The sequence below is a fragment of the Serratia sp. H402Y genome (assembly GCF_051172415.1).
Taxonomy (GTDB): Bacteria; Pseudomonadota; Gammaproteobacteria; order Enterobacterales; family Enterobacteriaceae; genus Serratia; species Serratia ureilytica.
The window spans coordinates 268073-292141 of record NZ_JBPIYZ010000004.1; the positions used below are offsets into that span (position 1 = coordinate 268073).

Here is a 24069-nt window from a genome sequence, read left to right on the forward strand (position 1 = left end):
CCAAGGAGTCATCATGACGCAAAACATCTATGACAATCAGGCCTTCTTCGACGGCTATGCGCAGCTCAGCCGCTCGCAGCACGGCCTGGACGGCGCGCCGGAATGGCCCGCCATCCGCCGCATCCTGCCGGATTTACAGGGCAAAAGCGTGGTCGATCTCGGCTGCGGCTACGGCTGGTTCTGCCGCAGCGCCCGCGAACAGGGCGCAGCCAGCGTGCTGGGGCTGGACGTTTCGGAAAAGATGCTGGCCAAAGCGCGGGAGATGACCGCCGATGCGGGCATCGAGTACCGTCGGCAAGATTTGGCGCAGTTGCAGCTGCCGCCGGAAAGTTACGGTCTGGTCTACAGCTCGCTGACGCTGCACTACCTCGAGGATCTGGCCGCCCTGTTCGCCACGGTGTACGCCGCGCTGAAACCCGGCGGGCAGTTCATCTTCACCGCCGAGCACCCGATCTACACCGCCCCGGCGCAGCAGGGCTGGCTGACCGACGGCAACGGGCAGAAATCCTGGCCGGTCAACGGCTACCAACGGGAAGGCCGGCGCGTCTCCAACTGGCTGGCGGAAGGCGTCATCAAGCAGCACCGCACGCTCGGCAGCTATATCAACCCGCTGGCGCAGCAAGGGTTTATCATCCAGCATTTGAACGAATGGGGTCCCAGCGCGCAGCAAATCGCCGCTACCCCGGCGCTGGACGAAGAGCGGGAACGCCCGATGATCTTCATTCTCGCCGCCCGCAAACCCGCCTGATTTATCCGCAGTAAACCGTTCACACCACCACAGTTGGGGAGGCCGCCTCCCCCCAACGGCTATTGTACCGGCAGCGCCGCCCCGTGCGCCGCGAAGTGCGTCAGCGCCTCGCCCTCCATGCGATAACGCACCCACTCGCCCTGCGGCTGCGCGCCGATGCTAAGGTAGAAATCGATAGCCGGCTGATTCCAGTCCAGCACGCTCCACTCCAGGCGGCCGCACTGCCGCTCGCACGCCAGTTGGGCGATGTGCCGCAGCAGCGTTTTACCGGCGCCCGCGCCGCGATGCTTCGGCGCCACGTACAGGTCTTCCAGATAGATGCCGTTTTTACCCAGCCAGGTGGAGTAACTCATAAAGAACACCGCATAACCCGCCGGCTCGCCGTTCACCGTACAAATCAGCGCTTCGGAACAGGCGCCCGGCCCAAACAGGCTGCGTTCGATGTCCTCCACGCTGGCCCGCACCTGCTCGCGCGCCTTTTCGTACACCGCCAGCTCGATAATCATATCCAGAATCAGTTTGGCGTCGCTTTTTTGCGCCGGGTAAATCTCAATGGTCATGGCAAGTCCCGTGTGAGTTGATGGCCGTGCTTGCCAGCATACAGCGCCTCTCATGCTGCATGAACGGCATTTTCATCAACAGGCAATGAATATCATGCATCTGGATTTGAAACGCCTCGCTCTCAACCTGCCGCGGGTGTTCGAAGCGGCGTTATAACGCGGGTTCGCCGATCGGCAGATACCCCTGCCACAGCGGCCGGGCCGGTTCGCCGTGCGGGTTGGCGCGCAGATGAACGTGGTAGCCCTGCAGCGCCTGCAGCAGCAGGCAGTCGTCCACCTCGGCCAGGTCATCCTTGTGCTGCTGCGCGCTGTCCGTCAGCAGCGCCCGTTTGGCTTTCTCCTTCGCCTCGTCGGCGGAGCGCGCCACAAAAAGGCCGAACTGGTGCAATTCCGCCAGCTCATCGCTGCGGTAGCCGCCCACGTTGACGAAAAACAGCCTCTCTTCGCCGGCAAACGGCGCAGGCTCCAGGCTCACGTCGTAACCGTCCGCCCAGTCGATGCGCGCATAGCCGTCGACATGCACCTTACGCTTATCGCCGAACCACTTTTCACGCAGCAGCGGATACGCTTCTTCCGGCCGATCCGCCGCCGCGAACTGCACGTCGTGCAACTCAATATTGGCGCCCGGCGCCGTACCGCCCACATAAAACATCAATAATCCCGGCATGTTAGTTTGCTCTCCCTGGTAATAATCGCTGTATAATTTAATACATAACGAAACACCTGCCAACGGCGGCGCCATTCTGTGTTATCAATAGATGAGGTTTAATCTGTTGTGGAGGAACGCATGGCATTCAATATCGGTGATTTTGTACAACGCACCACCGGCGGCCCGAAGATGACCGTGGTGGCGATCGACGGCGAAACCCTGGTTTGCAGCTGGAATGAACTGGGTAAAGAGCAGCGCACGGAAGTGCAGGCCAACGAGGTGGCGCTGTACCACGAAGACGGCGATTTCGGCGTCTGCTGAATGACCGGGGCGCGCCGCGCCCCGTTATCGCCTCAGGCGCGAATGTCCTGATAGGCTGGGGTGGTATCGAACTCATGCTTGGCGAACGGGCACAGCGGAATGATTTTACGCGGCTCCGCGCGCATTTTCTCCACCACCAACGCCACCAGCTTTTTGCCGACGCCCTGCCCCTTCAATGACTCATCCACCCAGGTGTGATCGATAATGGTCAGCTTGTCGCCGCTCGGCACGAAAGAGATCTCTGCGATCAGCTTGCCGTGCTCGTCATTGATATAAAAACGCTTCTCGTCCGCCAGTATTTTATGATCCATATTATTTCTCCCTATATTTCAGTGCGCCGCTGGGGCAAGTATCGATAACGCGTTTCACTTCGGCCGCGTCGGCATTGTCCGGCATAATCCACGGCCGGCGGTTCAGGGTAAAAATAGCCGCGTTGCCACGCACGCAGTTGGCGGAATGGCGGCATATCGCGCTGTTAAAATAAACGTCAATCTTGTCGCCGGAATAACGGCGGTAGCCGGCGGCGGTCAGTTCCTCATCCATCATGGCCTCACATTGCCTGTTTTATTGTTTTTGCTCCAGGCTCAAGTATAGGCAATGCCGTCGGCTTCACCACGCGTCTCACCCAACGAAAAAAGTGGCGCAACCGCCCGTCGCCGCTAGAAAAAAACGTAAATTGTTCTAATCTTTATTCAGCAAGACAAGATAATTCCGACAGTGGCTAAGGAGTTCGAAATGGGTGATAGCTCAAAAGACGGCGTAATTCTGCTGTCCCGTATTCTACTGATGGTTCTGTTTATCATTTTCGGCTGGATGAAACTGGTCAACTTCGGTGCGACCGTCACGGCGATGGAAGGCTATGGCACGCCGATGCCTTATTTGGCGGCGATTATCGCCGTGGTGGTGGAGTTTATTTTCGGCATCGCGCTTATTCTCGGCCTGTTTACTCGGCCTATCGCGGTCATTTTCGCCCTGTATGTGTTGGGCACCGCGTTTATCGGCCATCCGTTCTGGAAAATGACCGGTATGGAAATGATGGGCAACGAAATTAATTTCTTTAAAAACATCAGCATCATTGGTGGTTTGCTGTTGCTGGCGGTGACCGGCGCCGGCCGTTATTCGCTGGACTATAAAATATTTAATAAATAATTCATCGATGGCCGGCGATATGCGCCGGCCATTTTATTTCGGCTATCCTTTCACCGGCTGCGCTTGGCGTGGCGCTCAAAGTTTTCCGCCCTGGCCTGCGCCGATTTACGCAGCGTGACATAGCAGGCGCCCTCGCCGCCGTCGCGCGGTAAGGCGCGGCAAAACGCCTGCACCTGTTCAAACTGCGCCAGCCATTTGGCGACGTAACTGCGCACGATATTCGAATGGCTTTCGTTCTGCCGCCCGCGGCCGTGCACGATCAGCAGCGAACGCAGGTTTTGCGCCTCCGCCTGCATAATGAAGCGGAACAGCGCCTGCCGGCTGGCTTCAACCGGCTGACGCAGCAAATTCAGCGACGCCTGCGGCGGGTAACGCCCATTGCGCAGCTTGTCCAGCACGCCCTGCTGAATGCCTTCCCCTTTGAACTCCAGCGGCCGATCGCAGGGGATCACCTCGAGGAAATCGGTGCTGAGGAAGTTTTCCTGCCGCAGCCGCTGCGCTTCGCGCCGCGCGCTTTTGTCCACCGCCTCCTGCGGCTTGAGGTACAGCGTCTGCCGCCTGCTCGCCAGCGGCACCACGTCTGCCATCGCCTGTTCAAAAAAGTCTTTTTCCTGCTCGCTCATGTTCCACCTCTCTTGAACGGCAGCCTTTACGGCCGGGGATGGGGACGATTGTAAGACGCCTTGGCGCGGTTGCAAGCCGGGAATTGTCAGCGGCATTTGTCTCAATTGTCGTCAACGGGTGAGCTTGCGAGCAGTTTTCGCTATACTGCTAAGCCATCATTGAGTGCCGCAAAGGATCGAGCCCATGACAATGCGCGAGCTGGAAATCCAGTTTCAAAATGCGATGAATGAGTTGCAGAGCAGCTTCGAACGGCAACACCGCGAATGGCAGCGGAGCTACCAGGCGCTGCAGCAACTGCTGGAAGAAGCCAAACAGCGCGAAGCCGCGCTGCGGGCGCAGAATGAACAACTGGCGCGCAAACTGAGCACCGCCAGTTCGGTGCCGGAGCAGCATGCGCTGGTCAAGCAGATCAAAATGCTCGGCGCCCATCTGGACGCGCTGGCCAAAGACGCGGCCACCTTCAATCACCACCTGCGCCAACAGAGCGCGGTCGGTAATTTCAGCGGCGAACAGCATTGATAGCGGGCGCTGTCGCACAGCGCCTCCCGCCCCTCTTCTGGCGTATTGAGAGTGTAATAAAGCCTAAATGACCTGGATCATCCTCGCCGCCCTGATCGTCGTATTCATCATCGGTTACCGCATTTTGACGTCCGACACCCGTAAAGCCATCGATTCGCTGGCCCATCTGCTGAGGGTCAAACCGATGCTGATCGAATCGATGATCCAGGAAATGGGCGGCCGCCAAAGCCAGACCTTTATCCGCATGCTGAACAACGGCTATACCGAAGAGATGCACCAGGCCGCTTACCTGCTGTTCATCTACCTGACGTTCATCAAACAGGCGGACGACGAGCAGATTGGCCATTGGCGCGACGTGCTGCTGCGCGCCGGGCTGTCGCCGGAGCTGCACGCCGAGCACACCGAAGCGGCGCTGTTTTACTTCGCCGAGTTGGATATCGATGCGTTTGAACTGGCGCAGTTCCGCCGCGCCTACAACGAGCGTTTCAACCGCGAAGCGTTGGCCCACGGCTGATAGCGTCCCCCTGGCGGGGGACCGTTTACAGGAACATGCTGTAGAGGTAACGCGACAGCGCTTCGCGCGAGCTGAAGCCGTGTGCGATGCCGTAACGCTGATTCGGCGCGTCGCTGCTTAAATCCAGGGGAAATTCCAGATATTGCTCGCTGGTGCGCACCGGCGAGGTCGGCGTGGCGAAATGCACGCTTCTCTCTTTCAACGCCGGGTGGATCACCAACGCGGTTCTGCCCATCCGCGCTTCGCGATTCACATACACGTAGTGTGCGCCCTTGCGGTAACCATAGGCCTGATCGGTGACATAATCACGCTCAAAGCCGGTATTCTCCAACACTTTAGCCACTTCATCCGGCCGTAAATACATCGATTCCTCCTCTCATTCTGGACCGCTGAGCGACCTTACCGTAATCATTCACCGAAACAATGATTTTCTGGGGAGGAATCCGGGTTTCGGACTATTCCTGAATCAGGCCCGGCTGCGCTGCAGCAGGCGCAGAGTGAGCAACACCCCGAGCGCCACCAGCAGCGCCGCCGCCAGATAAATCGACGGCACGCCCGCCTGCCCAATCAGCAGCCCGGCCAGCGGGCCGGTGATGCCCAACGCCAGGTCGAGGAACGCCGAATAGGTGCCGAGCGCCGTGCCCTGATTCTGCGGCGGCACCTGTTTCACCGCCTCAACGCCCAGCGCCGGGAACACCAGCGAAAAACCGGCGCCGGCCAGCAATGCGCCGGTTTGCACCATCCAGGGCTCGCCGGCCTGCCAAATCAACAGCAGCCCGACGATCTCAACCAGAAACGACGCCAGCGTCACCTTCAACCCGCCGTGGCGGTTGATGACATTGCTGAAGATCAGGCGAATGCCGACGAAGGCGCAGCTGAACAGCGTCAGCGAAAACGCCGCGCCGCTCCAGCCTTTGTCGGCGTAGTAAAGGGTGATGAACGTGGCGATCACGCCGAAGCCGACGGTGCCCATCGCCAGCCCGAGACCATAGGCCCAAATGCGGCCGAACACCGCGCGAAAGGCGATGCGTTGCCCGGCGGCGATCGAGACGTCCGGCTTGCCGCTCGCCAACAACAGCGCCACCGCAACCGCCAGCACGATCAGCGCCGCCACCCCGGCCAAGCCCCACTGCTGATTCAGATACACGCCGAGCGGCGCGCCGGCCGCCATCGCGCCGTAGGTGGCGACGCCGTTCCAGGAGATCACCCGCGCGGTGTGCATCGCCCCAACCCGGCCGATGCCCCACAGCGTGGAGCCGGTGCTGGCGAAGCTTTCGCCGACGCCGAGAAACACCCGTCCCACGCACAGCAGCAGCAGGCTGAGCCACGGCCAACCGTCAACGCCGAACGCCAGCGCGTAAAACAGGCCGCTGGCGCCGCAGCAGGCCAGGCCGAACAGCACCACCTTCTTCGGCCCCAACTGATCGGCGTAACGCCCGGCATGCGGGCGGCTGAACAGCGTGGCGAAGTACTGCGCGCTGATGATAAGGCCCGCCAGCACCGAGTTGTAGCCCAGGTGGTCATGCACAAACCCCGGCAACACCGCCAGCGGCAGGCCGATGGTCAGGTAGCAGACGAAGGTGAACATCACCACGGACAAAATACGTCGGTTCAGTTGGAGGTTATTTTCTGCGGTCATCGAAGGCGGCTCGCATCGGACGGGGTAGACGAAGCCCTCCAGCATACCCCGACGAGATTTGATGATAAATGAGAGAGTGATAACGAATTATTATTTCGCTAACGGTTTGCCGCCACCCGCGCACGCAGAAAATCGATAAACGCCCGCACCTTCTCCGGCACGTGGCGGGTGTTCGGGTAGAGCGCATAGATACTCTGCTCGGGGAAACGGTGATCCGGCAGCAACCGTTGCAGCCTGCCGGCGTCGATGTCGGGCTGCGCCAGCCACGCCGGCAGCAGCGCCACCCCGGCGCCATGCAGGGCGAACGCCAGCAATGCCGCGGCGCTGTCGCCGGTGAGCGTCGCCGCATCCGCGACCTTGAACAGCACCGCGTCGCGCTGCGGCGTGACCACCTGCCAGCTGAGGGGCGAACTGAGCCGGCTGTGGGCGATCCACTGCGCCTGCGCCAGATCCGTCAGCGAATGAATCGGCCGCTCGGCCAGATAATTCGGCGCCGCCACCGGAAAGATGGCGAAGCTGTCGATCAGCGCCGCGCGGTGGCTGGAATCCGCCAGCTGGCCCAGGCGGATCGCCACGTCGAAGCGCTCAGAGATCAGATCGGCATGATAAGAGGAAGACACATGCTGGATGCGCAGGCGCGGATGCTGCCGCGAAAACGCCGCCAGCGCCGGCACCACGACCTGCGCGCCATACTCAGGCGTGCTGGTGATGCGCAGCACGCCGCTCAGCCCGTGATGATCGCGTCGCACGTCGTCGAGCACGTTCTCGGCCTCCTGCAACAGCTGCAGGCTGCGCTGGTAGAAGCGTTCGCCGGCATCGGTCAGCGACAATCGGCGGGTGCTGCGCGCCAGCAGTGACACCCCCAGCTCATTCTCCAGCTGCTTGACGTTAAAGCTCACCACCGCCTTGGTTTGCCCCAGCGCCGCCGCCGCCGCGGTAAAGCTGCCCGCTTCCACCACCGCCGCGAAGATCGCCAGACGCTGCAAATTCAGCATTTCGCCGCCCTTATTGTCAAAATCATTTTGACAGTGTAATCGCCCGCCGCCGATTTATCCGCACTTTTCCCCCCGATACACTGCTCGCCTTCAACCGGAGGCACCATGTCTTATCGCAGCAAAGTGGCAATCGTCTATCTGCTCGGCTTTTTCGTCGATCTGATCAATATGTTTATCGCCAACGTCGCCTACCCCGCCATCGGCCAGGCGATGGCGGCGTCGGTCAGCCAGCTGGCGTGGGTCAGCAACGGCTATATTCTCGGCCTGACGCTGGTGATCCCGCTCAGCGCCTGGCTGGCGCAACGCATCGGCGGGCGGCGGGTGTTTCTGCTCTCGCTGGCGCTGTTCATGCTGGCCACCCTCGGCGCGGGCAACGCCGACAGCATCGGCGCGCTGATCGGCTGGCGCACCCTGCAGGGCATGGGCGGCGGTTTGCTGATCCCCATCGGCCAGACCCTGACCTATCAGCTGTACCGCAGCCATGAACGCGCCGGGCTGTCGGCCGCCATCATGTTGGTGGGGCTGCTGGCGCCGGCGCTGTCACCGGCGCTGGGCGGCTGGCTCGTCGATCGGTTGGACTGGCGCTGGGTGTTTTTCGCCAACCTGCCGCTGGCGGCCCTGGCCCTGGCGCTGGCGGCGCTGTGGCTACGTGCGGAAACGCCGACGGCGGCGTGCAAACCGCTCGACGCGACAGGATTACTGAGCGCCTGCGCGGCGCTGACGCTGCTGCTGCTCGGCCTGACCCGGCTGAGCGAAGCCGGTCATCAGGTTTCCGGCGCGGCGCTGCTGGCCGCCGGGCTGCTGGTGCTGGCCTATTATCTGCGCCATAGCCTGCGCACCCCGCAGCCGCTGCTGAACCTGCGGCTGGTCGGCGATCCGCTGCTGCGCAACGCCATGGCGGTTTATTTGTGCATTCCCGGCCTGTTCATCGGCGTCAGCCTGGTGGCGATGCTGTATTTGCAAAACCAGCTGGGGATGCCCGCCGCGCAGGTCGGCGGCCTGATGCTGCCCTGGGCGCTGGCGTCGTTCCTGGCCATCACGTTGACCGGCAAAAGCTTTAATCGCCTCGGCCCGCGGCCGCTGCTGATCGCCGGCTGCCTATTGCAAGGCGCCGGCATGCTGACGCTGGCGCAGATCGATCAGGCCGGGCAGCACGCGTTGCAGATCGCCGCCTTCGCCCTGATGGGGTTCGGCGGCAGTCTGTGCAGCAGCACCGCGCAGAGCAGCGCGTTTCTGCAGATCCCCGACGGCCAATTGGCGGACGCCAGCGCACTGTGGAATATCAACCGCCAGCTCAGTTTTTGCCTTGGCGTGGCGCTGCTCAGCCTGCTGCTGAATCTGCTGCTGGCCGTGTTGCCGCCCGCGGCGGCTTACCGAACCTGCTTCATTCTGGCGGGCGCCAGCGCACTTATCCCGCTGTTGCTGTGTCTGCGCCTCGCCAACCGCGCCATCGTGCGCCAACTCAACGCTCAACAGGATGCTTTATGAACCCGTATTTTACCGAAGTGATCGACGCCCACATCGCCATTGAACGCTGGCTGGGCAAAGGCGCCGGAGAGGAGCAAGCGCTGCTGGCGCGCTTTACGCCGGATTTCAGCATGATCGCGCTGAACGGCGCCCCGCTGGATTTCACCGCGCTGTGCGCTTTTTTCCGCGCGCATCGCGCCGCCAAACCGGGACTGGAAATCGAGATAGAAGAGATGAAGCTGGTGGCCGAATGGCCGACTGGCGCGGTAGTCAGCTACCGGGAAAAACAGAGTCTGCCGGGGCAAAGCGCCACGCTGCGCTACTCCACGGTGGTGTTTGAACGCCTGCCCGACGCGCTCGGCTGGCGGCATTTGCACGAAACCGCCGCGGCGCAATAATTACAGGAAGCTGCCGGCCAGAAACAGTTCCCAACCGACGATCACCCCGCACAGGGTTACCGCGCTGAAAATAACTTCAAACAGATAGCGATTGATCATCGTGCGTCGCCTCAAAAGAAGACACCCGGAAGAACCGGGTGTCTGGAGTACGGACTGGAGCGTGCGGAACCTTCCGGTTCCGCAAACATCACTTAATTAAGCTTTTTTACCGGCTTTTTTGTGGTGTTTTTTAGCGGCCTGAGCTTTCTGCACTGGCGCTTTTTTGTGGTGTTTTTTAGCAGCCTGGGCTTTCTGAGCTGGCGCTTTTTTGTGGTGCTTTTTAGCGGCCTGAGCTTTCTGGGCTGGCGCTTTTTTGTGGTGCTTGGCTTTCTTGTGGTGCGTTGCTTTAGCTGGCGCTTTTTCAGCAGCAGCCGCTGGCGCAGCGGTAGTGGTGGTCGCAGCTGGCGCGGTGGTGGTAGCCGGAGCAGTAGCTGCAGTATCAGCAGCGAAAGCAACAGAAGACAGACCCATAGTGGCAGCAACGATCAGCGCTAATACTTTTTTCATCTTTAAATCCTCAGAGTGTTGTTTCGGTAAGCTCCGGTGGAGCCGTTGAAACAGATACTAGTGGAATCAAACGGCCGTTTCCGTGAGTGATTGGTTTCGCCGAGTAACCAAATGTACAAAGCCCAGGTGCCGGCAAACACCTGCGTGACGGCGGTTTTTTTCCGTGATCGGCCACACAAATCTCGGCATGGTCTACACTTAAAAGACATGTGTCGAAATGGAGAGCTGAATGTTTAAGAAAGCGGAAAGAACAGAACGCGATATCGATCAGGATGTGACTCTGTTGGCCGATACGCTGGATGAAGTGTTGCGCGAGTCCGGTGACAAGACCAAAGAGGAACTGAAAGAGCTGCACAGCAAGGCGAAAGGCGTGCTGCGCGACGCGCGAGCGCGATTCAACGGCTCCACCAGTCTGACACAACATGCGCGCGACGCGGTCGATCAAGCCGACAGCTATGTGCGTGACAAACCTTGGCAGGGCGTAGGGATCGGTGCCGCCGTCGGCATCGTGCTCGGCGTGCTGCTGGCCCGGCGTTAACACCCCTGCAGTCATAAAGATAAAACAGATGTGCGTCTGGCCCGCGGAAATCGCGGGCCGTTTAATTTTAGCGAAACAGCTGCGCCAGCCCCTGTACCGCCCGCTCCGCCTCCTCTCGCCGGCCGAAATTGGCGAACCCCAGCAGTAACCCTTGCCCCGCCGGATGATCGATTCGCCAGTCAGACAACGCCTGCACCGCCAGCCCCTGCTGCCAGGCTTGCGCCGCCAACGGCGCATCCGCCAAGCCGTCGCGCAGCCGGGCCAACAGCTGAATGCCGCCCTGTTGCGGCACCGTCGTCAGCCACGCCCCCAGCTGCCGCTCCAACGCCTGCGTCAACCACTCGCGCCGCTGGCGGTACAACGGCCGCATGCGTTTCAGGTGGCGGTAGAAATGCCCTTGCCGGATAAAATCCGCCACGCCGGCCTGCAGCAGCGGCGGGCAACCGCAGCCGCGCAGCCGGCTGCTGCGCGCAAAGGCCTCCGTGAGGCCGACGGGCACCACTAAATAAGCCATGCGCAGCGCCGGGAACAGCGTTTTGCTGAAGGTGCCGGCATACAGCACCCGCCCCTGAACATCGAGGCTCTTCAGCGGCGGCAGCGGCCGCCCGTGATAGCGAAACTCGCTGTCGTAGTCATCCTCAAGGATCCAGGCCCCGCGCTGCTGCGCCCAGTCGAGCAGCGCCACCCGCCGCGCCAGGCTGAGCGAGACGCCGAGCGGGCTTTGATGGGTCGGCGTCACCACCGCCAGCCGCGCCTCAGGCGCCGTCAGCATACCCGCGGCCACGTCCATGCCCTGTTCATCCACCGGCACGGCGACCGGCCTGACGCCGGCGGCTCGCAACAGCGGGCGCGTGACCGGATAGCCGGGATCTTCGATCCATACCGCGTCGCCGGCGTGCAACAGTGTCTCCGTCACCCAGTCCAGCAACGCCGGATAACCGGCGCAGAGGAAAATTTGCTCCGGCCGGCAGCTGATGCCGCGCGACAAATGCAGATAATGGGCGATCGCCTCACGCAGTTCAGGCAAGCCGCCGGCCGGCGGCAGCGCCAGGGAAGCCGCCGTGGAACCGCGCAGCTGGCGGGCGACAATGCGCTGCCACAGCGCCCGAGGAAACGCATCCAGCGCCGGCACGCCCAGTTGGAAAGGCTGCAGCATGCCCTGCGGCTGCAGCGGATCGGGCGCTATCGTCGCCAGCGGCGGCGCAGCGGGCATCGCGCCCGGCGGCATGTGCGGCAACTGCGGCGAGACATAGGTGCCCGCCTGCCCCCGGCTCTGCAAGAAACCTTCGGCAATAAGTTGCGCGTAGGCGCTTTCCACCGTGGCACGCGCCACGCCCAGATCGCTCGCCAACCCGCGCACCGAAGGCAGCCGGCTGCCCGCCGCCAGGCTGCCCTGGGCAATGGCGTCTTTAATCCGCTGGTAAATCTGCCGGTACAGCGGCTCGGCGAGCCGGCTGTCCAGCCGCAATGAAGTCAGGAACGGTGGCATCATGGCCCGGTTAAATAATCATTTTATGGCCCTATAGCATAGACCATAAGGCCGCTAAAGTAGCGCCATGATTTCGTTACTATCAATTGAGGTTGACCATGATTAAGCCACGTTTGAACTATGCCGAGCTGGCGCCCGCCCCGTACAAAAATATGGTGAGCGCGCTGATGGCGCTGGAGAAAGGCGCCCTGGACAAAGCGACCATCGAGTTGATGTTTATGCGCGTTTCGCAGATCAACGGCTGCGCCTACTGCCTGGACATGCACGGCAAAGCGCTGCGCGAAAGCGGCTTCAGCCATGCCAAGCTGGATACGTTGGCGGGCTGGCGCGTCAGCCATGAATTCAGCGAGCGTGAACGCGCGGCGCTGGAGTGGGCCGAGTCGGTTACGCTGATCGCCGCCACCGGCGCGCCGGACAGCGCTTTCGAGGCGCTGAAGGCGCACTTCAGCGATACCGAGATCGCCGATCTGACCTTCGCCATCAGCATCATGAACGCCTTCAATCGGCTGGCCGTCAGCATGCGCCAGTAATGCGCTCGCCTCCCCCTCTTCACCGAGAGGGGGGATTTCTCACTCGCAAAAATTTTTCCCCTCGCCTTTTCCAGCCCCGGCGCGGCCTGCGCGCAAAACCCGACAAAACACCATATATAGCGTGGTTGATAAAACAAATATCAACATATAGTATTTTATCTATCAGCCGCAGGGAATGTTGTTCGGCTGATAACGCCGTCAGAAACGCCAGGAACAATGCTCCGTTCTCTGACTTGTCCGCCTTTCCTTCAGCCTAAAGGTAAATGCGAATCATGAGCATTATTATTTACAGCAAGCCGGACTGTGTCCAGTGCAACGCCACCTATCGCGCATTTGATAAACAGGGGATTGATTATCAGGTGATCGACCTCACCCAGGATCCGCAGGCGCTGGATCACGTTAAATCCTTAGGTTATCAGCAAGTTCCGGTGATTATCGCCGGTGACGATCACTGGGCCGGTTTCCGGCCGGACAAAATCGGCGCGCTGGCGCTCACCTGCTGAGGCCCGACGATGAATCCGCTGGTCTATTTCTCCAGCAGCTCGGAGAACACCCACCGATTCGTTGAGAAACTGGGCCTGCCGGCGATCCGCATTCCGATCGCCGGCGCCCGCAGCAAATTGCTGATGGAACAGCCCTATATCTTGATCGTGCCCAGCTATGGCGGCGGCAGCGCCGTCGGCGCGGTGCCGATCCAGGTGATCCGCTTTCTCAACGTTCCGCAAAACCGTTCATACCTGCGCGGCGTCATCGCCGCCGGGAACACCAACTTCGGCGCAGCGTACGGCATCGCCGGCGACATCATCGCCAAAAAATGCCAGGTGCCTTTCTTGTACCGCTTCGAGCTGCTCGGCACTACGCAAGACGTTGAAAACGTTAGACAGGGAGTAACCGCATTTTGGCAACGACAGAACTGACCAGGCCCGAGACGGGCGCGCTGGATTACCATTCGCTCAACGCGATGCTCAATCTTTACGATGCGGAAGGCCGGATCCAGTTCGATAAAGATCGGCTGGCGGCGCGGCACTACTTCCTGCAGCACGTCAACCAAAACACCGTGTTCTTCCATAACCTGGAGGAAAAGCTGCGCTATCTGGTGGAAGAAGGCTACTACGAGCCGCAGGTGCTGGCGCAGTACGAATTCCCGTTTATCAAGCAGCTGTTCCAGCAGGCCTACGCCAAAAAATTCCGCTTCGAGACTTTCCTCGGGGCCTTCAAGTACTACACCAGCTATACGCTCAAAACCTTCGACGGCAAGCGCTATCTGGAACGCTACGAAGACCGGGTGTGCATGGTGGCGCTGACGCTGGCGGCGGGCGACACCGCACTGGCGCAGGATCTGGTGGAAGAGATGATTTCGGGCCGCTTCCAGCCGGCCACGCCGACCTTCCTCAACTGCGGCAAACGCCAGCGCGGTGAGCTGGTCTCCTGCTTCCTGCTGCGCATCGAAGACAATATGGAATCGATCGGCCGGGCGGTGAACTCCGCGCTGCAGCTGTCGAAACGCGGCGGCGGCGTGGCCTTCATGCTGAGCAACATTCGCGAGGTGGGCGCGCCGATCAAACGCATCGAGAACCAGTCCTCCGGCGTCATTCCGATCATGAAAATGCTCGAAGACGCCTTCTCCTACGCCAACCAGCTCGGCGCGCGCCAGGGGGCCGGCGCGGTGTATCTCAACGCCCACCACCCGGATATCCTGCGTTTTCTCGACACCAAGCGGGAAAACGCCGACGAGAAGATCCGCATCAAAACGCTGTCGCTGGGGGTGGTGATCCCGGATATCACCTTCGAACTGGCGAAGAACAACGAAGAAATGTACCTGTTCTCGCCCTACGACGTCGAACGGGTGTATGGCACGCCGCTGTCTGAAATCAGCGTCAGTGAAAAATACCGCGAGATGGTGGACGACAAGCGCATCCGCAAGTCGCGCATCAACGCGCGCGAGTTCTTCCAGGTGCTGGCGGAGATCCAGTTCGAATCCGGCTACCCCTACGTCATGTTCGAGGACACGGTCAACCGAGAGAATCCGATCGCCGGGCGCATCAACATGAGCAATCTGTGTTCGGAAATCCTGCAGGTCAACCGCGCCAGCACCTATCACGAGGATCTGAGCTACGATCGCATCGGCAAGGATATCTCCTGCAACCTCGGCTCGCTGAACATCGCCAAAACCATGGACGCGCCGGACTTCGGCAAGGCGATCGAGACCGCGATCCGCGCGCTGACCGCGGTGGCCGACATGAGCGATATCCGCTCGGTGCCGTCGATCGCCGAAGGCAACCGCAGCGCCCGCGCCATCGGTCTGGGCCAGATGAACCTGCACGGTTACCTGGCGCGCGAGCGCATCTTCTACGGCTCGGAAGAAGGCATCGACTTCACCAATCTCTATTTCTATACTGTGGCCTATCACGCCATCCGCGCCTCGAACCGGCTGGCGATCGAACGCGGCGGCGCCTTTGACGGCTTTGAGCACTCTCGCTATGCCAGCGGCGAGTACTTCGACAAGTACACCGAGCGCGACTGGCTGCCGCAGACCGAGCGGGTGCGCGAGCTGTTCGCCGCCGCCGGCATCGCCATTCCGGGCCGCGATGAGTGGCGCGCGCTGCGCCAGTCGGTGATGATGCACGGGCTGTACAACCAGAACCTGCAGGCGGTGCCGCCGACCGGTTCCATCTCGTACATCAACAACGCCACCTCCAGCATCCATCCGATCGTCTCGCGCATCGAGATCCGCAAGGAAGGCAAGATCGGCCGCGTTTACTATCCGGCGCCGTACATGACCAACGACAACCTGGCGTATTACCAGGATGCCTACGAGATTGGCCCGGAAAAAATCATCGATACCTATGCCGCCGCGACGCAACACGTCGATCAGGGGCTGTCGCTGACGTTGTTCTTCCGCGATACCGCCACCACCCGCGACATCAACCGCGCGCAGATCTACGCCTGGCGCAAAGGCATCAAAACCATTTACTACATCCGCCTGCGCCAGATGGCGCTGGAAGGCACCGAGGTGCAGGGCTGCGTGTCCTGCGCGCTGTGAGGCAACTTATGACGACCGTAACATCGGCGCCGCTGGTGCGCGCCATCAACTGGAACATCATCGAAGACGACAAGGATCTGGAGGTGTGGAACCGCCTGACCTCCAACTTCTGGCTGCCGGAGAAGGTGCCGCTGTCCAACGATATCCCCTCCTGGGCCACGCTGACGCCGAAGGAGCAGCAGCTGACCATTCGGGTGTTCACCGGGTTGACGCTGCTGGACACCATCCAGAACACCGTCGGCGCGCCGGCCCTGATCGCCGATGCGCTGACGCCGCACGAAGAGGCGGTGTACTCCAACATCAGCTTTATGGAGGCGGTGCACGCCCGCTCTTACAGCTCAATCTTCTCTACCCTGTGCCAAACGCCGGACGTGGATGACGCCTATCGCTGGAGCGAGGAAAACCGCGCGCTGCAGAAGAAAGCCGGCATCATTCTGGCACACTACCGCAGCGACGATCCGCTGCTGAAAAAAGTCGCCAGCGTGTTCCTCGAGTCGTTCCTGTTCTATTCGGGCTTTTACCTGCCGATGTACTGGTCCAGCCGCGCCAAGCTGACCAACACCGCCGATCTGATCCGCCTGATCATTCGCGACGAGGCGGTGCACGGCTACTATATCGGCTATAAGTTCCAGAAAGGGCTGGAGAAAGTGGACGCCGCACGGCGCCAACAGGTGAAAAATTTCGCCTTCGATCTGATGCAGGACCTGTACGACAACGAGGTGCGCTACACCGAGGAACTGTACGACGGCGTCGGCTGGACGGAAGACGTGAAGACCTTCCTGCACTATAACGCCAACAAAGCGCTGATGAACCTGGGGTATGAAGCGCTGTTCCCACCGGCGATGGCGGAGGTCAACCCGGCGATCCTGTCGGCGCTGTCGCCGAACGCCGACGAAAACCACGACTTCTTCTCCGGTTCAGGGTCGTCCTACGTCATCGGCAAGGCGGTCAACACCGAGGATGAGGACTGGGATTTCTGAGGACATGACAGCGATGCCGGTCTTTCAGGCCGGTATCGTGCATTCAATACCCTTGTTCTTTCTGACTGCGGATCGCCAGAACAAACGCCGTATCGATATCAGGAATGTATTTGTAGAGCGCCAAATAACCGCGAGCTTGCTGCCCAATAATCAATTCACGCAGCCCTGCGCCAAGGGACCGTCCGATCAATGGATTATGTTCCAATACCGCAATTGCCTGGATGATTTCCTGAATGCGCCGCCCTGAATCCGCAGCGCCATACTGAGCCAAATGAGCGAGAATACGTTCGATATCATCCCTGACCTCTGGCGCCAACTCGACATTTGCCATCAGCGCCCCAATTTTTTAACCGGAGGTTTGACAGCGGCAGTATCACCCGCTGCGTAATTTTCCAAATAACCGCGCATCTCTTTCCAAGAGACCGTCTCTCCCGTCGCAATTATCTTGGCATAGCGTTTTTCCGCTTCATTCTCAAAGTCGCGGCGCAACTCTTCCTGCTGCGTTTTCTCCGCTATTGCCTGCAAAATAAAGCTGTGAGACGTTACGCCAACCTGCTCGGCGACGGCAGCGACTCGGGCTTTAAGCTCATCTGGAATACGAATGGTCGTCGTCGACATAATCGCTCCTCACGTCGGTCAATCACATGTAGCTCAATTGTGCTACATGCAGTCTGGCAGCGCAATAATGCAGAGGATTATTTCACCGATTGACGCAGCTCTAGCCGCCGCCAGATAGCGCGTTTCTCCGCGTCGCTGGCGGTCGGCCAGGCGGCGATCTCCGCCCGCGTGCGCCGGCATCCGCGGCACTGCTGGGTTTCGTCGTCGATCCGACACAGGCTGACGCAGGGCGACCTGACGCCGGGATAAAACTGCTGATTGTCGCCTGCCATACGCTGCCCTTGATGTGATGAGTTCCGCCACAGGATACCCGATCCTGCGGCGGTGCGTCGTCAATCAGATGATGCCGCCGTTGGCGCGCAGGGTTTGGCCGTTGATCCAACCGCCGTCGGCCCCCGCGAGGAAGGCCACCGCCGCAGCGATATCGTCCGGCGTGCCCAGGCGCTCCAGCGGCGCCATCTTCGCCAGCCGCTCGATAAGCTCCGGGGTTTTGCCGTCGAGGAACAAGCCGGTGGCGGTCGGTCCCGGCGCGACGGCGTTCACCGTGATATTGCGGCCGCGCAGCTCTTTCGCCAGCACGCTGGTCAGCGCTTCGATCGCCGCCTTGCTGGCGGCATACATGCCGTACCCCGGCTGCAGCAACCCCACCACGCTGGAGGAGAAGTTGATGATGCGGCCATTGTCGCGCAGGCGCTTCGCCGCCTCGCGCATCGCATTGAAGCTGCCTTTCAGATTGATGTCGAGCAGGCGATCCACGTCTTCGTCACGCATGTCCGCCACCGGCGCCAGCGCGATCACTCCGGCGTTATTGACCAGCACGTCGACGCCGCCAAACGCCTGTTCGGCGCTATCGAACAGGCGGGCGACCGCAGATGCATCGCTGACATCGGCTTTGACGCTCAAGGCGCGGCCGCCGCCCTGTTCGATCTTGCGCACCAGCTCATCGGCCGGCGCCGGGTTGCCCGAATAGTTGATGATGACGGTGAAGCCATCGGCGGCCAGACGCTCGGCGATGGCCGCGCCGATGCCGCGCGATGCGCCGGTAACGATGGCGACGGGGGGAGTTTTCTGATTCATCGGGAGATCCTTAAAGAAAACGACGAGGGTAACGTTAATCATGCACTCTTTATCACGGCGAATAAGCCCCGATTCTCTGGCATCATCATCCCAAATTATCGAACAATGTCCCCAAGGCGCTTACGATGGCCGCCCGTTGGGCGGCCATCGCCATTACAGCGCGCCGTAGTTCAATGGCACCCAGGCGTAACCGTCGCCCTGGCGGTTCAAATACCCCAACCCCGGGAACGACAGGTGTGCGCCCCCCACCAGCTCGCTCTGCCGCGCGCTGTCGCCAAATATCCGCAGCCGCTGAGCGACCGCCGCCTTGGCGTCATTATCAAAGCTGATAGCCACCTTCGGATGCGGCATCTGCACCGCCGCCACGTGGATCAGATCCCCCAGCAGCAACAGCTTCTGGCCCTGGCTGGTCACCTGATACACGCTATGTCCCGGCGTATGGCCGTGGGCGGCAAAGGCGGCAATGCCCGGGGAAAGCTCACCGTCGCCGCTGAACGGCTTAAAGTGGCCGGCCGCCTGATACGGCTTGATCACTGCCTGAGCCCTTTCGAAGTTGCTTGTACTGCCCGCGCTGGCCTGTTTCAGTTTGTCCGCGCTTAGCCAGAAGTCCGCGTCCTGGCTGGCGGCGCGCACCACCGCATTGGGGAATACCGCCTTGCCGTCGTGCGTCAGGCCGCCGAGGTGGTCCGGGTGCATGTGGGTCAGGTAGATCTCATCCACCTGCTCCGGCTGGTAGCCCGCCGCACGCAGGTTATCCACCAGCTTGCCCAGGCCGTCGCCCAACAGTTGGCCAGCGCCGCTGTCGATCATCACCAGCTTGTCGCCGGTATTGATCAGATAAGCATTGACCGACGTGACCACCGGCAGGCTTTGATGCTGCTCGGCTACCCCGGCGGCGATCTGCTGCGGCGTGCGGCCCAGTAACAGCTTATCCGCCGGCAGGCGAATAATGCCGTCGGACAACGCGGTCACTTCAAAGCTGCCCAGCATGATGCGGTAAAATCCCGGCGTCGGGGTTTTGGCCTGCGGCGCGGCGGCGCCGGCCTGTAACGACATAACGGCCAGCGCCGCGCCCAACAGACAACGTTTCCAGAACATGATGACTCCTTGTGAGAATTGAACAGCGCTAAGTATTGACGCAAAAAGCCCGATGCGCCTGTTTAATAAATGCCTTTGATAAATATATAAATAATATATTCATTATGAATAATTTTGTTTGCCGAGCCACACAACCCCAATCCATATTTTCTCGTGCGCCGCTTCGTTATTTTTCTTACTCCCTAAACCACGAGTAAGGAAATATGATGAGCTATCAATTCGAAAACCTGGTCTTTGAAGGCGGCGGCGTAAAAGGCATCGCCTATGGCGGCGCACTGGAATTGCTGGAGGCCAAAGGCATCATGCCGCAGATCAAGCAAACCTCCGGCGCCTCAGCGGGCGCCATCGCCGCGCTGCTGGTCGGGCTGGGCTGCAGCTCGGCCGACGTGACCAAAATTCTGTCGGCGATGGATTTTAAAAAATTCCTCGATTATAACGGCGGTTTTTTCGGCACGCTCCAGGACGCCTATCGCCTGTTCAATCAATACGGCATTGCGCCCGGCGATTATTTCTATCAATGGTCGCGCGATATTATCAAGCAATATACCGGCAACCCGGGTATTACCTTCGAACAGTTCGAAGCGATGAAAACGGCGAAAGGGTTCAAGTCGATTTACTTTATCGGCGCCAACCTCAACAGCGGCCAGCGCGAAGTCTATTCGCATCGCACCACGCCGCGCATGAAAGTGGCGGATGGCCTGCGCATTTCGATGTCGTTCCCGTTCGCCTTCGTGGCGAAGAAAAATGTCCTGGGCGACCTGTGCATCGACGGCGGCATGATCGACAACTACCCGGTGCGGCTGTTCGACTATGACTTCTCCGCCACGCCGCCTTACATCGACAGCACCAGCCAGCGCATCAACACCCGTACGCTGGGCATTCGCCTGGACTCCGCCAGTGAAATCGCTCAGGCCGCCGGTCAGGCCGGCCCGCGCACGCCGGTCAACAACCTGTTTGATTTCACCCTGGCGGTGGCCAACGTGATGCTGGACATCCAAACCAAGGTGCATCTGGACAGCGATGACTGGAAGCGCACCGTGTATGTCGACACGCTCGACGTCGGCACGCTGGAGTTCGGCATCAGCGAGGAGAAGAAACGCGCGCTGATCGAATCCGGCCGTCGCGGCGTAGAGCGCTACTTCGCGTGGTACGACGCCGCGATGAAGCAAGCGGCGTAACCGGCAGTTCCCCGCCCGCGCGTCGGGCCGGCGCGCGGGCAAAAAAAATCCCCGCGGGGGCGGGGAAAGGCAAAGTAACGCTAAGGATTTATAGGAGTTATACGAAGAACTTGGCCAACACCAGCAACGACAGCGAAACGTTGATAGCGCCGCCGATACGGGTTGCGATCTGGGCGAACGGCATCAACGACATGCGGTTGCCGGCGGTGAGGATCGCGACGTCGCCGGTCCCGCCCTGCCCGCTCTGGCAGCAGGAGACGATCGCCACGTCGATAGGATGCATGCCGATTTTCTTGCCGACGAAGAAACCGGTCGCTACCAGCGCGCTGACGGTGGTGACGATCACGATCAGATTCTGTACGGTGAACGCGTCCACCAGTTCCTGCCACGGCGTGATGGCTACCCCGACGGCGAACAGGATGGGATAGGTCACGGCGGTGCGGAAGAATTTGTACACCACCTGCGAGCCTTCCTGAATGCGCGGCGACACCCCGTGCGCCAACTTCACCGCCACGGCGGCGAACAGCATGCCCACCGGCGCCGGCAGGCCGATCAGACGGTGCAGCAGCATGCCCACCATATACAGCAGAATGGCCAACAGCGCGCCGCAGGCGATGGTGCTGACGTCCACCTTGCCGCTGATTTTTTCCACCGCGCTCATGTCGCTTTCACCCTGCTTGCTCGGCATCAGGCTGCCTTCGCCGGTCAGGTGGGGATAACGCTTGCCCAGTTGGTTGAGCAGGCCGGCGATGACGATAGCGGTCAGGCTACCGAGCATCACGATAGGCAGAATGCGCCCCAGCGCCACGCCCTGCTCCATGTGCAGGATCGCGGCGTAACCCATCGACAGCGGGATCGCTCCTTCACCTACGCCGCCGGCCATGATCGGCAGGATCAGGAAGAAGAAGATCTGGAACGGTTCCAGGCCCAGCGCCATGCCGACGCCCATCCCCACCAGCATGCCGACGATCTCGCCGCACAGCATAGGGATGAAGATGCGCAGGAAGCCCTGGATCAGCACCTGGCGGTTCATGCTCATGATGCTGCCGACGATGATGCAGCAGATGTAGAGGTAAAGAATGTTGGTCGATTTGTAGAACTTGGTGGTCGACTCCACCACCACGTCCGGCAGCAGGCCATAGTGCACCAGCGCGGAAGGAATGAAGGTGGCGCAGATCGCCGCCGCGCCCATTTTGCCGATCAGTGGCAGGCGCTTGCCGAATTCGCCGCAGGCGAAACCGAAGAACGCCAGGGTGGCGACCATCACCACGATATCGCTCGGCAATTTGCCTTCCAGGCAGTCGAGCAGAATCAACACGCCAGCCAGAATAAAGAACGGTAACGGAATAATCCCTACTTTATAATTGTCCAGTATCCGCCACCATTTCTCACGCAGAGGAATATCAGCGGCCTTGTCTTTGGCTACGAGGTAAGAATCATCTGTTGTGCTCATAATCTGGCCTCTTATTAGTTTGTTCAGCCATCATAGAGAAGCGCACGGATTATCTGCTGTGATTATGTTCAAAATTAAAAAGGGTTTTTAATGGTGGTTATGGTTTCTATGGGGTTAATTAAGATTATGTAAAAATCAGCGTGGTTTTAATGGTGTTAATACCGTTTTTATTTTAAAGCTTATCAACTTTATCGCAGACGAACAATTCTCGTCCGGTTCACGCTAATCCCGTGTGAGGGATCACAAGTTGATCGGGCGCAATATTACACACCCCGTATCTCATGATAGGGTAAGGCTTCAGGATCTCTTTACGGTGAAGCTCCGCCATGCGCCTTAAACTCTCATTTCAAATCAAGCTGTTTCTGTGCCTGGTGGCCTTCTCCTGCCTGCTGCTGAGCTGCATCGGCGCCTACACCTATTACCAGCTGGATGCGCAGCTGCACCGCGATCTCGGCGCCCGCGCCCAGGTGCAGGCGCGTGAAATCGCCCTTATCCCTTCGTTGGTGGATGCCGTAGAAAAAAACGACGCCGCCAGGATCGCTGCGTTGATGAAAAAAATCCGCGCCAGCAGCGACGCCAGCTATATCGTCATCGGTGATAATCATGCCCGTCATCTCTATCATTCCGAATATGAGGGCCGCCTGGGCACGCCGATGATCGGCGGCGATAATAAAGAAGTATTGGAAGGAAAAAGCATTATTTCCATTCGCAAGGGCGGCATCGGCGTTTCATTACGCAGCAAGGCGCCGATTCTGGATGAAAATAATCACGTCATCGGCATCGTTTCCGTCGGCTATTTGAAATCGCATATCGATAATTTAAATGCCAGGACATTAACGCAAATTATCGGTTCCATCGTGCTGCTGCTGATCGCCCTGTTCGTTTTTTCCTGGCTGCTGTCGAAAAACCTCAAACGCCAAATGTTCTGGCTGGAGCCGAAAGAGATCGCGCTGCTGGTGCGCCAGCAAAAAGCGCTGCTGGAAGCCATCTATGAGGGCGTGATCGCCATCGATCCGCAGCTGCGGATCATCACCATCAACCATGCGGCGCGTGAGCTGTTGGATCTGCATCAGCCCGCCACCGGCCTGCTGGGCCGGCCGATCGGCGACGTGATCCAGGCCCAGCCGGACTTTTTCGCCATCGCGCACTTGGAGCACGACACCCATGACGAGGTGTGCCGCTTCAACCACGTGCGGGTGATCGCCAGCCGGGTGCGCATCATGCAGGAGCAGGAGCTGCAAGGCTGGGTGATCAGTTTCCGCGACAAGAACGATATCAATACCCTGAGCAGCCAGCTCAGCCAGGTGAAACGCTATGCCGACAACCTGCGCATCATGCGCCACGAGCAGCTGAACTGGACCGCCACGCTGGCCGGGCTGCTGCATATGCAGCGCTACGACGAGGCCATCCGCTATGTGGAAGCCCAGTCGGAGGGGGCGCAGGAGATCCTCGATTTCATCTCGCAGCGCTTCAGTTCGGCGGCGCTGTGCGGGCTGCTGCTGGGCAAATACTCCAGCGCCAGAGAGAAAGGCATCGAACTGCGTTTCGATCCGGCCTGCCAGCTGCGGCAGATCCCGGCGGCGCTGAATGAGACCGAACTGATGTCGATCGTCGGCAACCTGCTGGATAATGCGGTGGAGGCGACGCTGCACTGCCCGGCTCCGCACGACGCGATCGAACTCTATATCAGCGACGGCAGCGATGAGCTGGTGATCGAGGTGGCGGATCGCGGCACCGGCATCGCCGAGGAGATTCGTGATACGCTGTTTGAACAGGGCGTGACCACCAAAGCGGATAAAAGCGACCACGGCATCGGCCTACATCTGGTCGCCAGCCACGTGGCGCAGGCGCACGGCAGCATAGAAGTGTCGGACAACGAGCCGCACGGCGCGATATTCTCTATATTTATCCCTAAATAAAACCCATAACCCGATTT

Annotated in this window: 31 protein-coding genes; 15 read left to right on the forward strand and 16 right to left on the reverse strand. The window is 60.1% G+C overall.

Annotated features, from left to right (window positions below; all coding sequences use genetic code 11):
- Positions 1-13 precede the first annotated feature (13 nt).
- Positions 14-748: a class I SAM-dependent methyltransferase gene (locus tag ACSBQS_RS19845; protein ID WP_353440561.1), complete on the forward strand. Its 735-nt coding sequence runs from the start codon at positions 14-16 to the stop codon at positions 746-748.
- Between the two features lie 59 nt (positions 749-807).
- On the opposite strand, the gene ACSBQS_RS19850 is transcribed toward ACSBQS_RS19845, so the two are convergent.
- Positions 808-1308 carry a GNAT family N-acetyltransferase gene (locus tag ACSBQS_RS19850; protein ID WP_033651602.1) on the reverse strand — a complete coding sequence of 167 codons (501 nt, stop codon included), beginning with the start codon at positions 1306-1308 and terminating at the stop codon, positions 808-810.
- A gap of 151 nt (positions 1309-1459) precedes the next feature.
- Positions 1460-1975, reverse strand: a complete 516-nt coding sequence (locus ACSBQS_RS19855; protein ID WP_033644138.1) for a DUF1543 domain-containing protein — start codon at positions 1973-1975, stop codon at positions 1460-1462.
- A 120-nt stretch (positions 1976-2095) separates the two neighbouring features.
- Here ACSBQS_RS19855 and ACSBQS_RS19860 point away from each other — a divergent pair, with 120 nt between their 5' ends.
- Complete coding sequence (locus tag ACSBQS_RS19860; RefSeq protein WP_016929823.1) at positions 2096-2278, forward strand: YodC family protein; 183 nt, start codon at positions 2096-2098, stop codon at positions 2276-2278.
- 32 nt (positions 2279-2310) lie between these two features.
- Here ACSBQS_RS19860 and ACSBQS_RS19865 read toward each other — a convergent pair whose 3' ends face one another.
- Together ACSBQS_RS19865 and ACSBQS_RS19870 are read right to left on the reverse strand one after the other, a co-directional pair.
- The gene (locus ACSBQS_RS19865; RefSeq protein WP_434991316.1) at positions 2311-2589 is read right to left on the reverse strand and encodes a GNAT family N-acetyltransferase; all 279 of its coding nucleotides are present in this window, start codon (positions 2587-2589) and stop codon (positions 2311-2313) included.
- A gap of 1 nt (position 2590) precedes the next feature.
- Positions 2591-2821 (reverse strand): (4Fe-4S)-binding protein, encoded by a 231-nt coding sequence (locus ACSBQS_RS19870; protein WP_016929825.1) that lies wholly within the window; start codon positions 2819-2821, stop codon positions 2591-2593.
- A gap of 192 nt (positions 2822-3013) precedes the next feature.
- Here ACSBQS_RS19870 and ACSBQS_RS19875 point away from each other — a divergent pair, with 192 nt between their 5' ends.
- Entirely contained in the window at positions 3014-3427 is a 414-nt protein-coding gene (locus ACSBQS_RS19875) for a DoxX family protein (RefSeq protein ID WP_019452262.1), read from the forward strand.
- 50 nt (positions 3428-3477) lie between these two features.
- On the opposite strand, the gene smrA is transcribed toward ACSBQS_RS19875, so the two are convergent.
- The gene (gene smrA / locus ACSBQS_RS19880) at positions 3478-4050 is read right to left on the reverse strand and encodes a DNA endonuclease SmrA (protein WP_216474716.1); all 573 of its coding nucleotides are present in this window, start codon (positions 4048-4050) and stop codon (positions 3478-3480) included.
- Between the two features lie 184 nt (positions 4051-4234).
- Between smrA and ACSBQS_RS19885 the strand changes: the two genes are divergently transcribed.
- Both ACSBQS_RS19885 and ACSBQS_RS19890 read left to right on the forward strand, forming a co-directional pair.
- Complete coding sequence (locus tag ACSBQS_RS19885) at positions 4235-4570, forward strand: MbeD/MobD family mobilization/exclusion protein (RefSeq protein ID WP_033644141.1); 336 nt, start codon at positions 4235-4237, stop codon at positions 4568-4570.
- Between the two features lie 67 nt (positions 4571-4637).
- Complete coding sequence (locus ACSBQS_RS19890; protein ID WP_033644142.1) at positions 4638-5084, forward strand: DUF1198 family protein; 447 nt, start codon at positions 4638-4640, stop codon at positions 5082-5084.
- Positions 5085-5109: 25 nt separating this feature from the next.
- On the opposite strand, the gene ACSBQS_RS19895 is transcribed toward ACSBQS_RS19890, so the two are convergent.
- The 3 genes from ACSBQS_RS19895 to ACSBQS_RS19905 all read right to left on the reverse strand — a co-directional run bounded on the left by ACSBQS_RS19895 (position 5110) and on the right by ACSBQS_RS19905 (position 7718).
- Positions 5110-5448 (reverse strand): DUF2002 family protein, encoded by a 339-nt coding sequence (locus ACSBQS_RS19895; protein ID WP_042785237.1) that lies wholly within the window; start codon positions 5446-5448, stop codon positions 5110-5112.
- A 102-nt stretch (positions 5449-5550) separates the two neighbouring features.
- Positions 5551-6723: an MFS transporter gene (locus ACSBQS_RS19900; protein WP_042785238.1), complete on the reverse strand. Its 1173-nt coding sequence runs from the start codon at positions 6721-6723 to the stop codon at positions 5551-5553.
- A 98-nt stretch (positions 6724-6821) separates the two neighbouring features.
- Positions 6822-7718 carry a LysR family transcriptional regulator gene (locus tag ACSBQS_RS19905; RefSeq protein WP_033644145.1) on the reverse strand — a complete coding sequence of 299 codons (897 nt, stop codon included), beginning with the start codon at positions 7716-7718 and terminating at the stop codon, positions 6822-6824.
- Positions 7719-7823: 105 nt separating this feature from the next.
- On the opposite strand from ACSBQS_RS19905, the gene ACSBQS_RS19910 reads away from it, so the two are divergent.
- Both ACSBQS_RS19910 and ACSBQS_RS19915 read left to right on the forward strand, forming a co-directional pair.
- Entirely contained in the window at positions 7824-9206 is a 1383-nt protein-coding gene (locus ACSBQS_RS19910) for an MFS transporter (RefSeq protein ID WP_047025557.1), read from the forward strand.
- On the forward strand, positions 9203-9583 hold the full coding sequence (locus ACSBQS_RS19915) for a DUF4440 domain-containing protein (RefSeq protein WP_004928958.1): 381 nt from the start codon (positions 9203-9205) through the stop codon (positions 9581-9583). The genes ACSBQS_RS19910 and ACSBQS_RS19915 overlap by 4 nt, the downstream gene beginning before the upstream one ends.
- Positions 9584-9778: 195 nt before the next feature.
- Here the strand turns inward: ACSBQS_RS19915 and asr are convergent, their stop codons facing one another.
- The gene (gene asr, locus ACSBQS_RS19920) at positions 9779-10129 is read right to left on the reverse strand and encodes an acid resistance repetitive basic protein Asr (RefSeq protein ID WP_004928953.1); all 351 of its coding nucleotides are present in this window, start codon (positions 10127-10129) and stop codon (positions 9779-9781) included.
- A 229-nt stretch (positions 10130-10358) separates the two neighbouring features.
- Between asr and ACSBQS_RS19925 the strand changes: the two genes are divergently transcribed.
- Positions 10359-10667 carry a DUF883 family protein gene (locus tag ACSBQS_RS19925; RefSeq protein WP_004928950.1) on the forward strand — a complete coding sequence of 103 codons (309 nt, stop codon included), beginning with the start codon at positions 10359-10361 and terminating at the stop codon, positions 10665-10667.
- Between the two features lie 67 nt (positions 10668-10734).
- Here ACSBQS_RS19925 and ACSBQS_RS19930 read toward each other — a convergent pair whose 3' ends face one another.
- Positions 10735-12159: a PLP-dependent aminotransferase family protein gene (locus ACSBQS_RS19930; protein WP_197750015.1), complete on the reverse strand. Its 1425-nt coding sequence runs from the start codon at positions 12157-12159 to the stop codon at positions 10735-10737.
- A 95-nt stretch (positions 12160-12254) separates the two neighbouring features.
- Here ACSBQS_RS19930 and ACSBQS_RS19935 point away from each other — a divergent pair, with 95 nt between their 5' ends.
- From ACSBQS_RS19935 to nrdF, 5 genes are all read left to right on the forward strand, one after another.
- Entirely contained in the window at positions 12255-12686 is a 432-nt protein-coding gene (locus ACSBQS_RS19935) for a carboxymuconolactone decarboxylase family protein (RefSeq protein WP_042785242.1), read from the forward strand.
- 272 nt (positions 12687-12958) lie between these two features.
- The gene (locus ACSBQS_RS19940; RefSeq protein WP_033644148.1) at positions 12959-13189 is read left to right on the forward strand and encodes a redoxin NrdH; all 231 of its coding nucleotides are present in this window, start codon (positions 12959-12961) and stop codon (positions 13187-13189) included.
- A 9-nt stretch (positions 13190-13198) separates the two neighbouring features.
- Entirely contained in the window at positions 13199-13603 is a 405-nt protein-coding gene (gene nrdI, locus ACSBQS_RS19945) for a class Ib ribonucleoside-diphosphate reductase assembly flavoprotein NrdI (RefSeq protein ID WP_004928930.1), read from the forward strand.
- On the forward strand, positions 13585-15729 hold the full coding sequence (gene nrdE, locus ACSBQS_RS19950; protein ID WP_071845116.1) for a class 1b ribonucleoside-diphosphate reductase subunit alpha: 2145 nt from the start codon (positions 13585-13587) through the stop codon (positions 15727-15729). The genes nrdI and nrdE overlap by 19 nt, the downstream gene beginning before the upstream one ends.
- Before the next feature lie 8 nt (positions 15730-15737).
- Positions 15738-16709 (forward strand): class 1b ribonucleoside-diphosphate reductase subunit beta, encoded by a 972-nt coding sequence (nrdF, locus tag ACSBQS_RS19955; protein ID WP_033639549.1) that lies wholly within the window; start codon positions 15738-15740, stop codon positions 16707-16709.
- Between the two features lie 43 nt (positions 16710-16752).
- Here the strand turns inward: nrdF and ACSBQS_RS19960 are convergent, their stop codons facing one another.
- The 5 genes from ACSBQS_RS19960 to ACSBQS_RS19980 form a co-directional block, all read right to left on the reverse strand.
- Positions 16753-17040 (reverse strand): type II toxin-antitoxin system RelE/ParE family toxin, encoded by a 288-nt coding sequence (locus tag ACSBQS_RS19960; protein WP_033639548.1) that lies wholly within the window; start codon positions 17038-17040, stop codon positions 16753-16755.
- Positions 17040-17327 carry a CopG family ribbon-helix-helix protein gene (locus ACSBQS_RS19965; RefSeq protein ID WP_033639547.1) on the reverse strand — a complete coding sequence of 96 codons (288 nt, stop codon included), beginning with the start codon at positions 17325-17327 and terminating at the stop codon, positions 17040-17042. The genes ACSBQS_RS19960 and ACSBQS_RS19965 overlap by 1 nt, the downstream gene beginning before the upstream one ends.
- 77 nt (positions 17328-17404) lie before the next feature.
- A complete protein-coding gene (locus ACSBQS_RS19970) occupies positions 17405-17599 on the reverse strand; it encodes a DUF1289 domain-containing protein (RefSeq protein ID WP_187048316.1) in 195 nt (64 codons plus the stop codon).
- Positions 17600-17663: 64 nt separating this feature from the next.
- On the reverse strand, positions 17664-18404 hold the full coding sequence (locus tag ACSBQS_RS19975; protein ID WP_047025555.1) for an SDR family oxidoreductase: 741 nt from the start codon (positions 18402-18404) through the stop codon (positions 17664-17666).
- Positions 18405-18557: 153 nt separating this feature from the next.
- Positions 18558-19502 (reverse strand): MBL fold metallo-hydrolase, encoded by a 945-nt coding sequence (locus ACSBQS_RS19980; protein WP_108681812.1) that lies wholly within the window; start codon positions 19500-19502, stop codon positions 18558-18560.
- Positions 19503-19708: 206 nt separating this feature from the next.
- Between ACSBQS_RS19980 and ACSBQS_RS19985 the strand changes: the two genes are divergently transcribed.
- The gene (locus ACSBQS_RS19985) at positions 19709-20680 is read left to right on the forward strand and encodes a patatin-like phospholipase family protein (RefSeq protein ID WP_108681814.1); all 972 of its coding nucleotides are present in this window, start codon (positions 19709-19711) and stop codon (positions 20678-20680) included.
- A 97-nt stretch (positions 20681-20777) separates the two neighbouring features.
- Here the strand turns inward: ACSBQS_RS19985 and ACSBQS_RS19990 are convergent, their stop codons facing one another.
- Positions 20778-22133, reverse strand: coding sequence for a 2-hydroxycarboxylate transporter family protein (locus ACSBQS_RS19990; protein ID WP_033644155.1), 1356 nt, complete (start codon positions 22131-22133; stop codon positions 20778-20780).
- Positions 22134-22459: 326 nt separating this feature from the next.
- Between ACSBQS_RS19990 and ACSBQS_RS19995 the strand changes: the two genes are divergently transcribed.
- Positions 22460-24052, forward strand: coding sequence for an ATP-binding protein (locus ACSBQS_RS19995; protein ID WP_342164820.1), 1593 nt, complete (start codon positions 22460-22462; stop codon positions 24050-24052).
- The last annotated feature ends 17 nt before the right edge of the window (positions 24053-24069 follow it).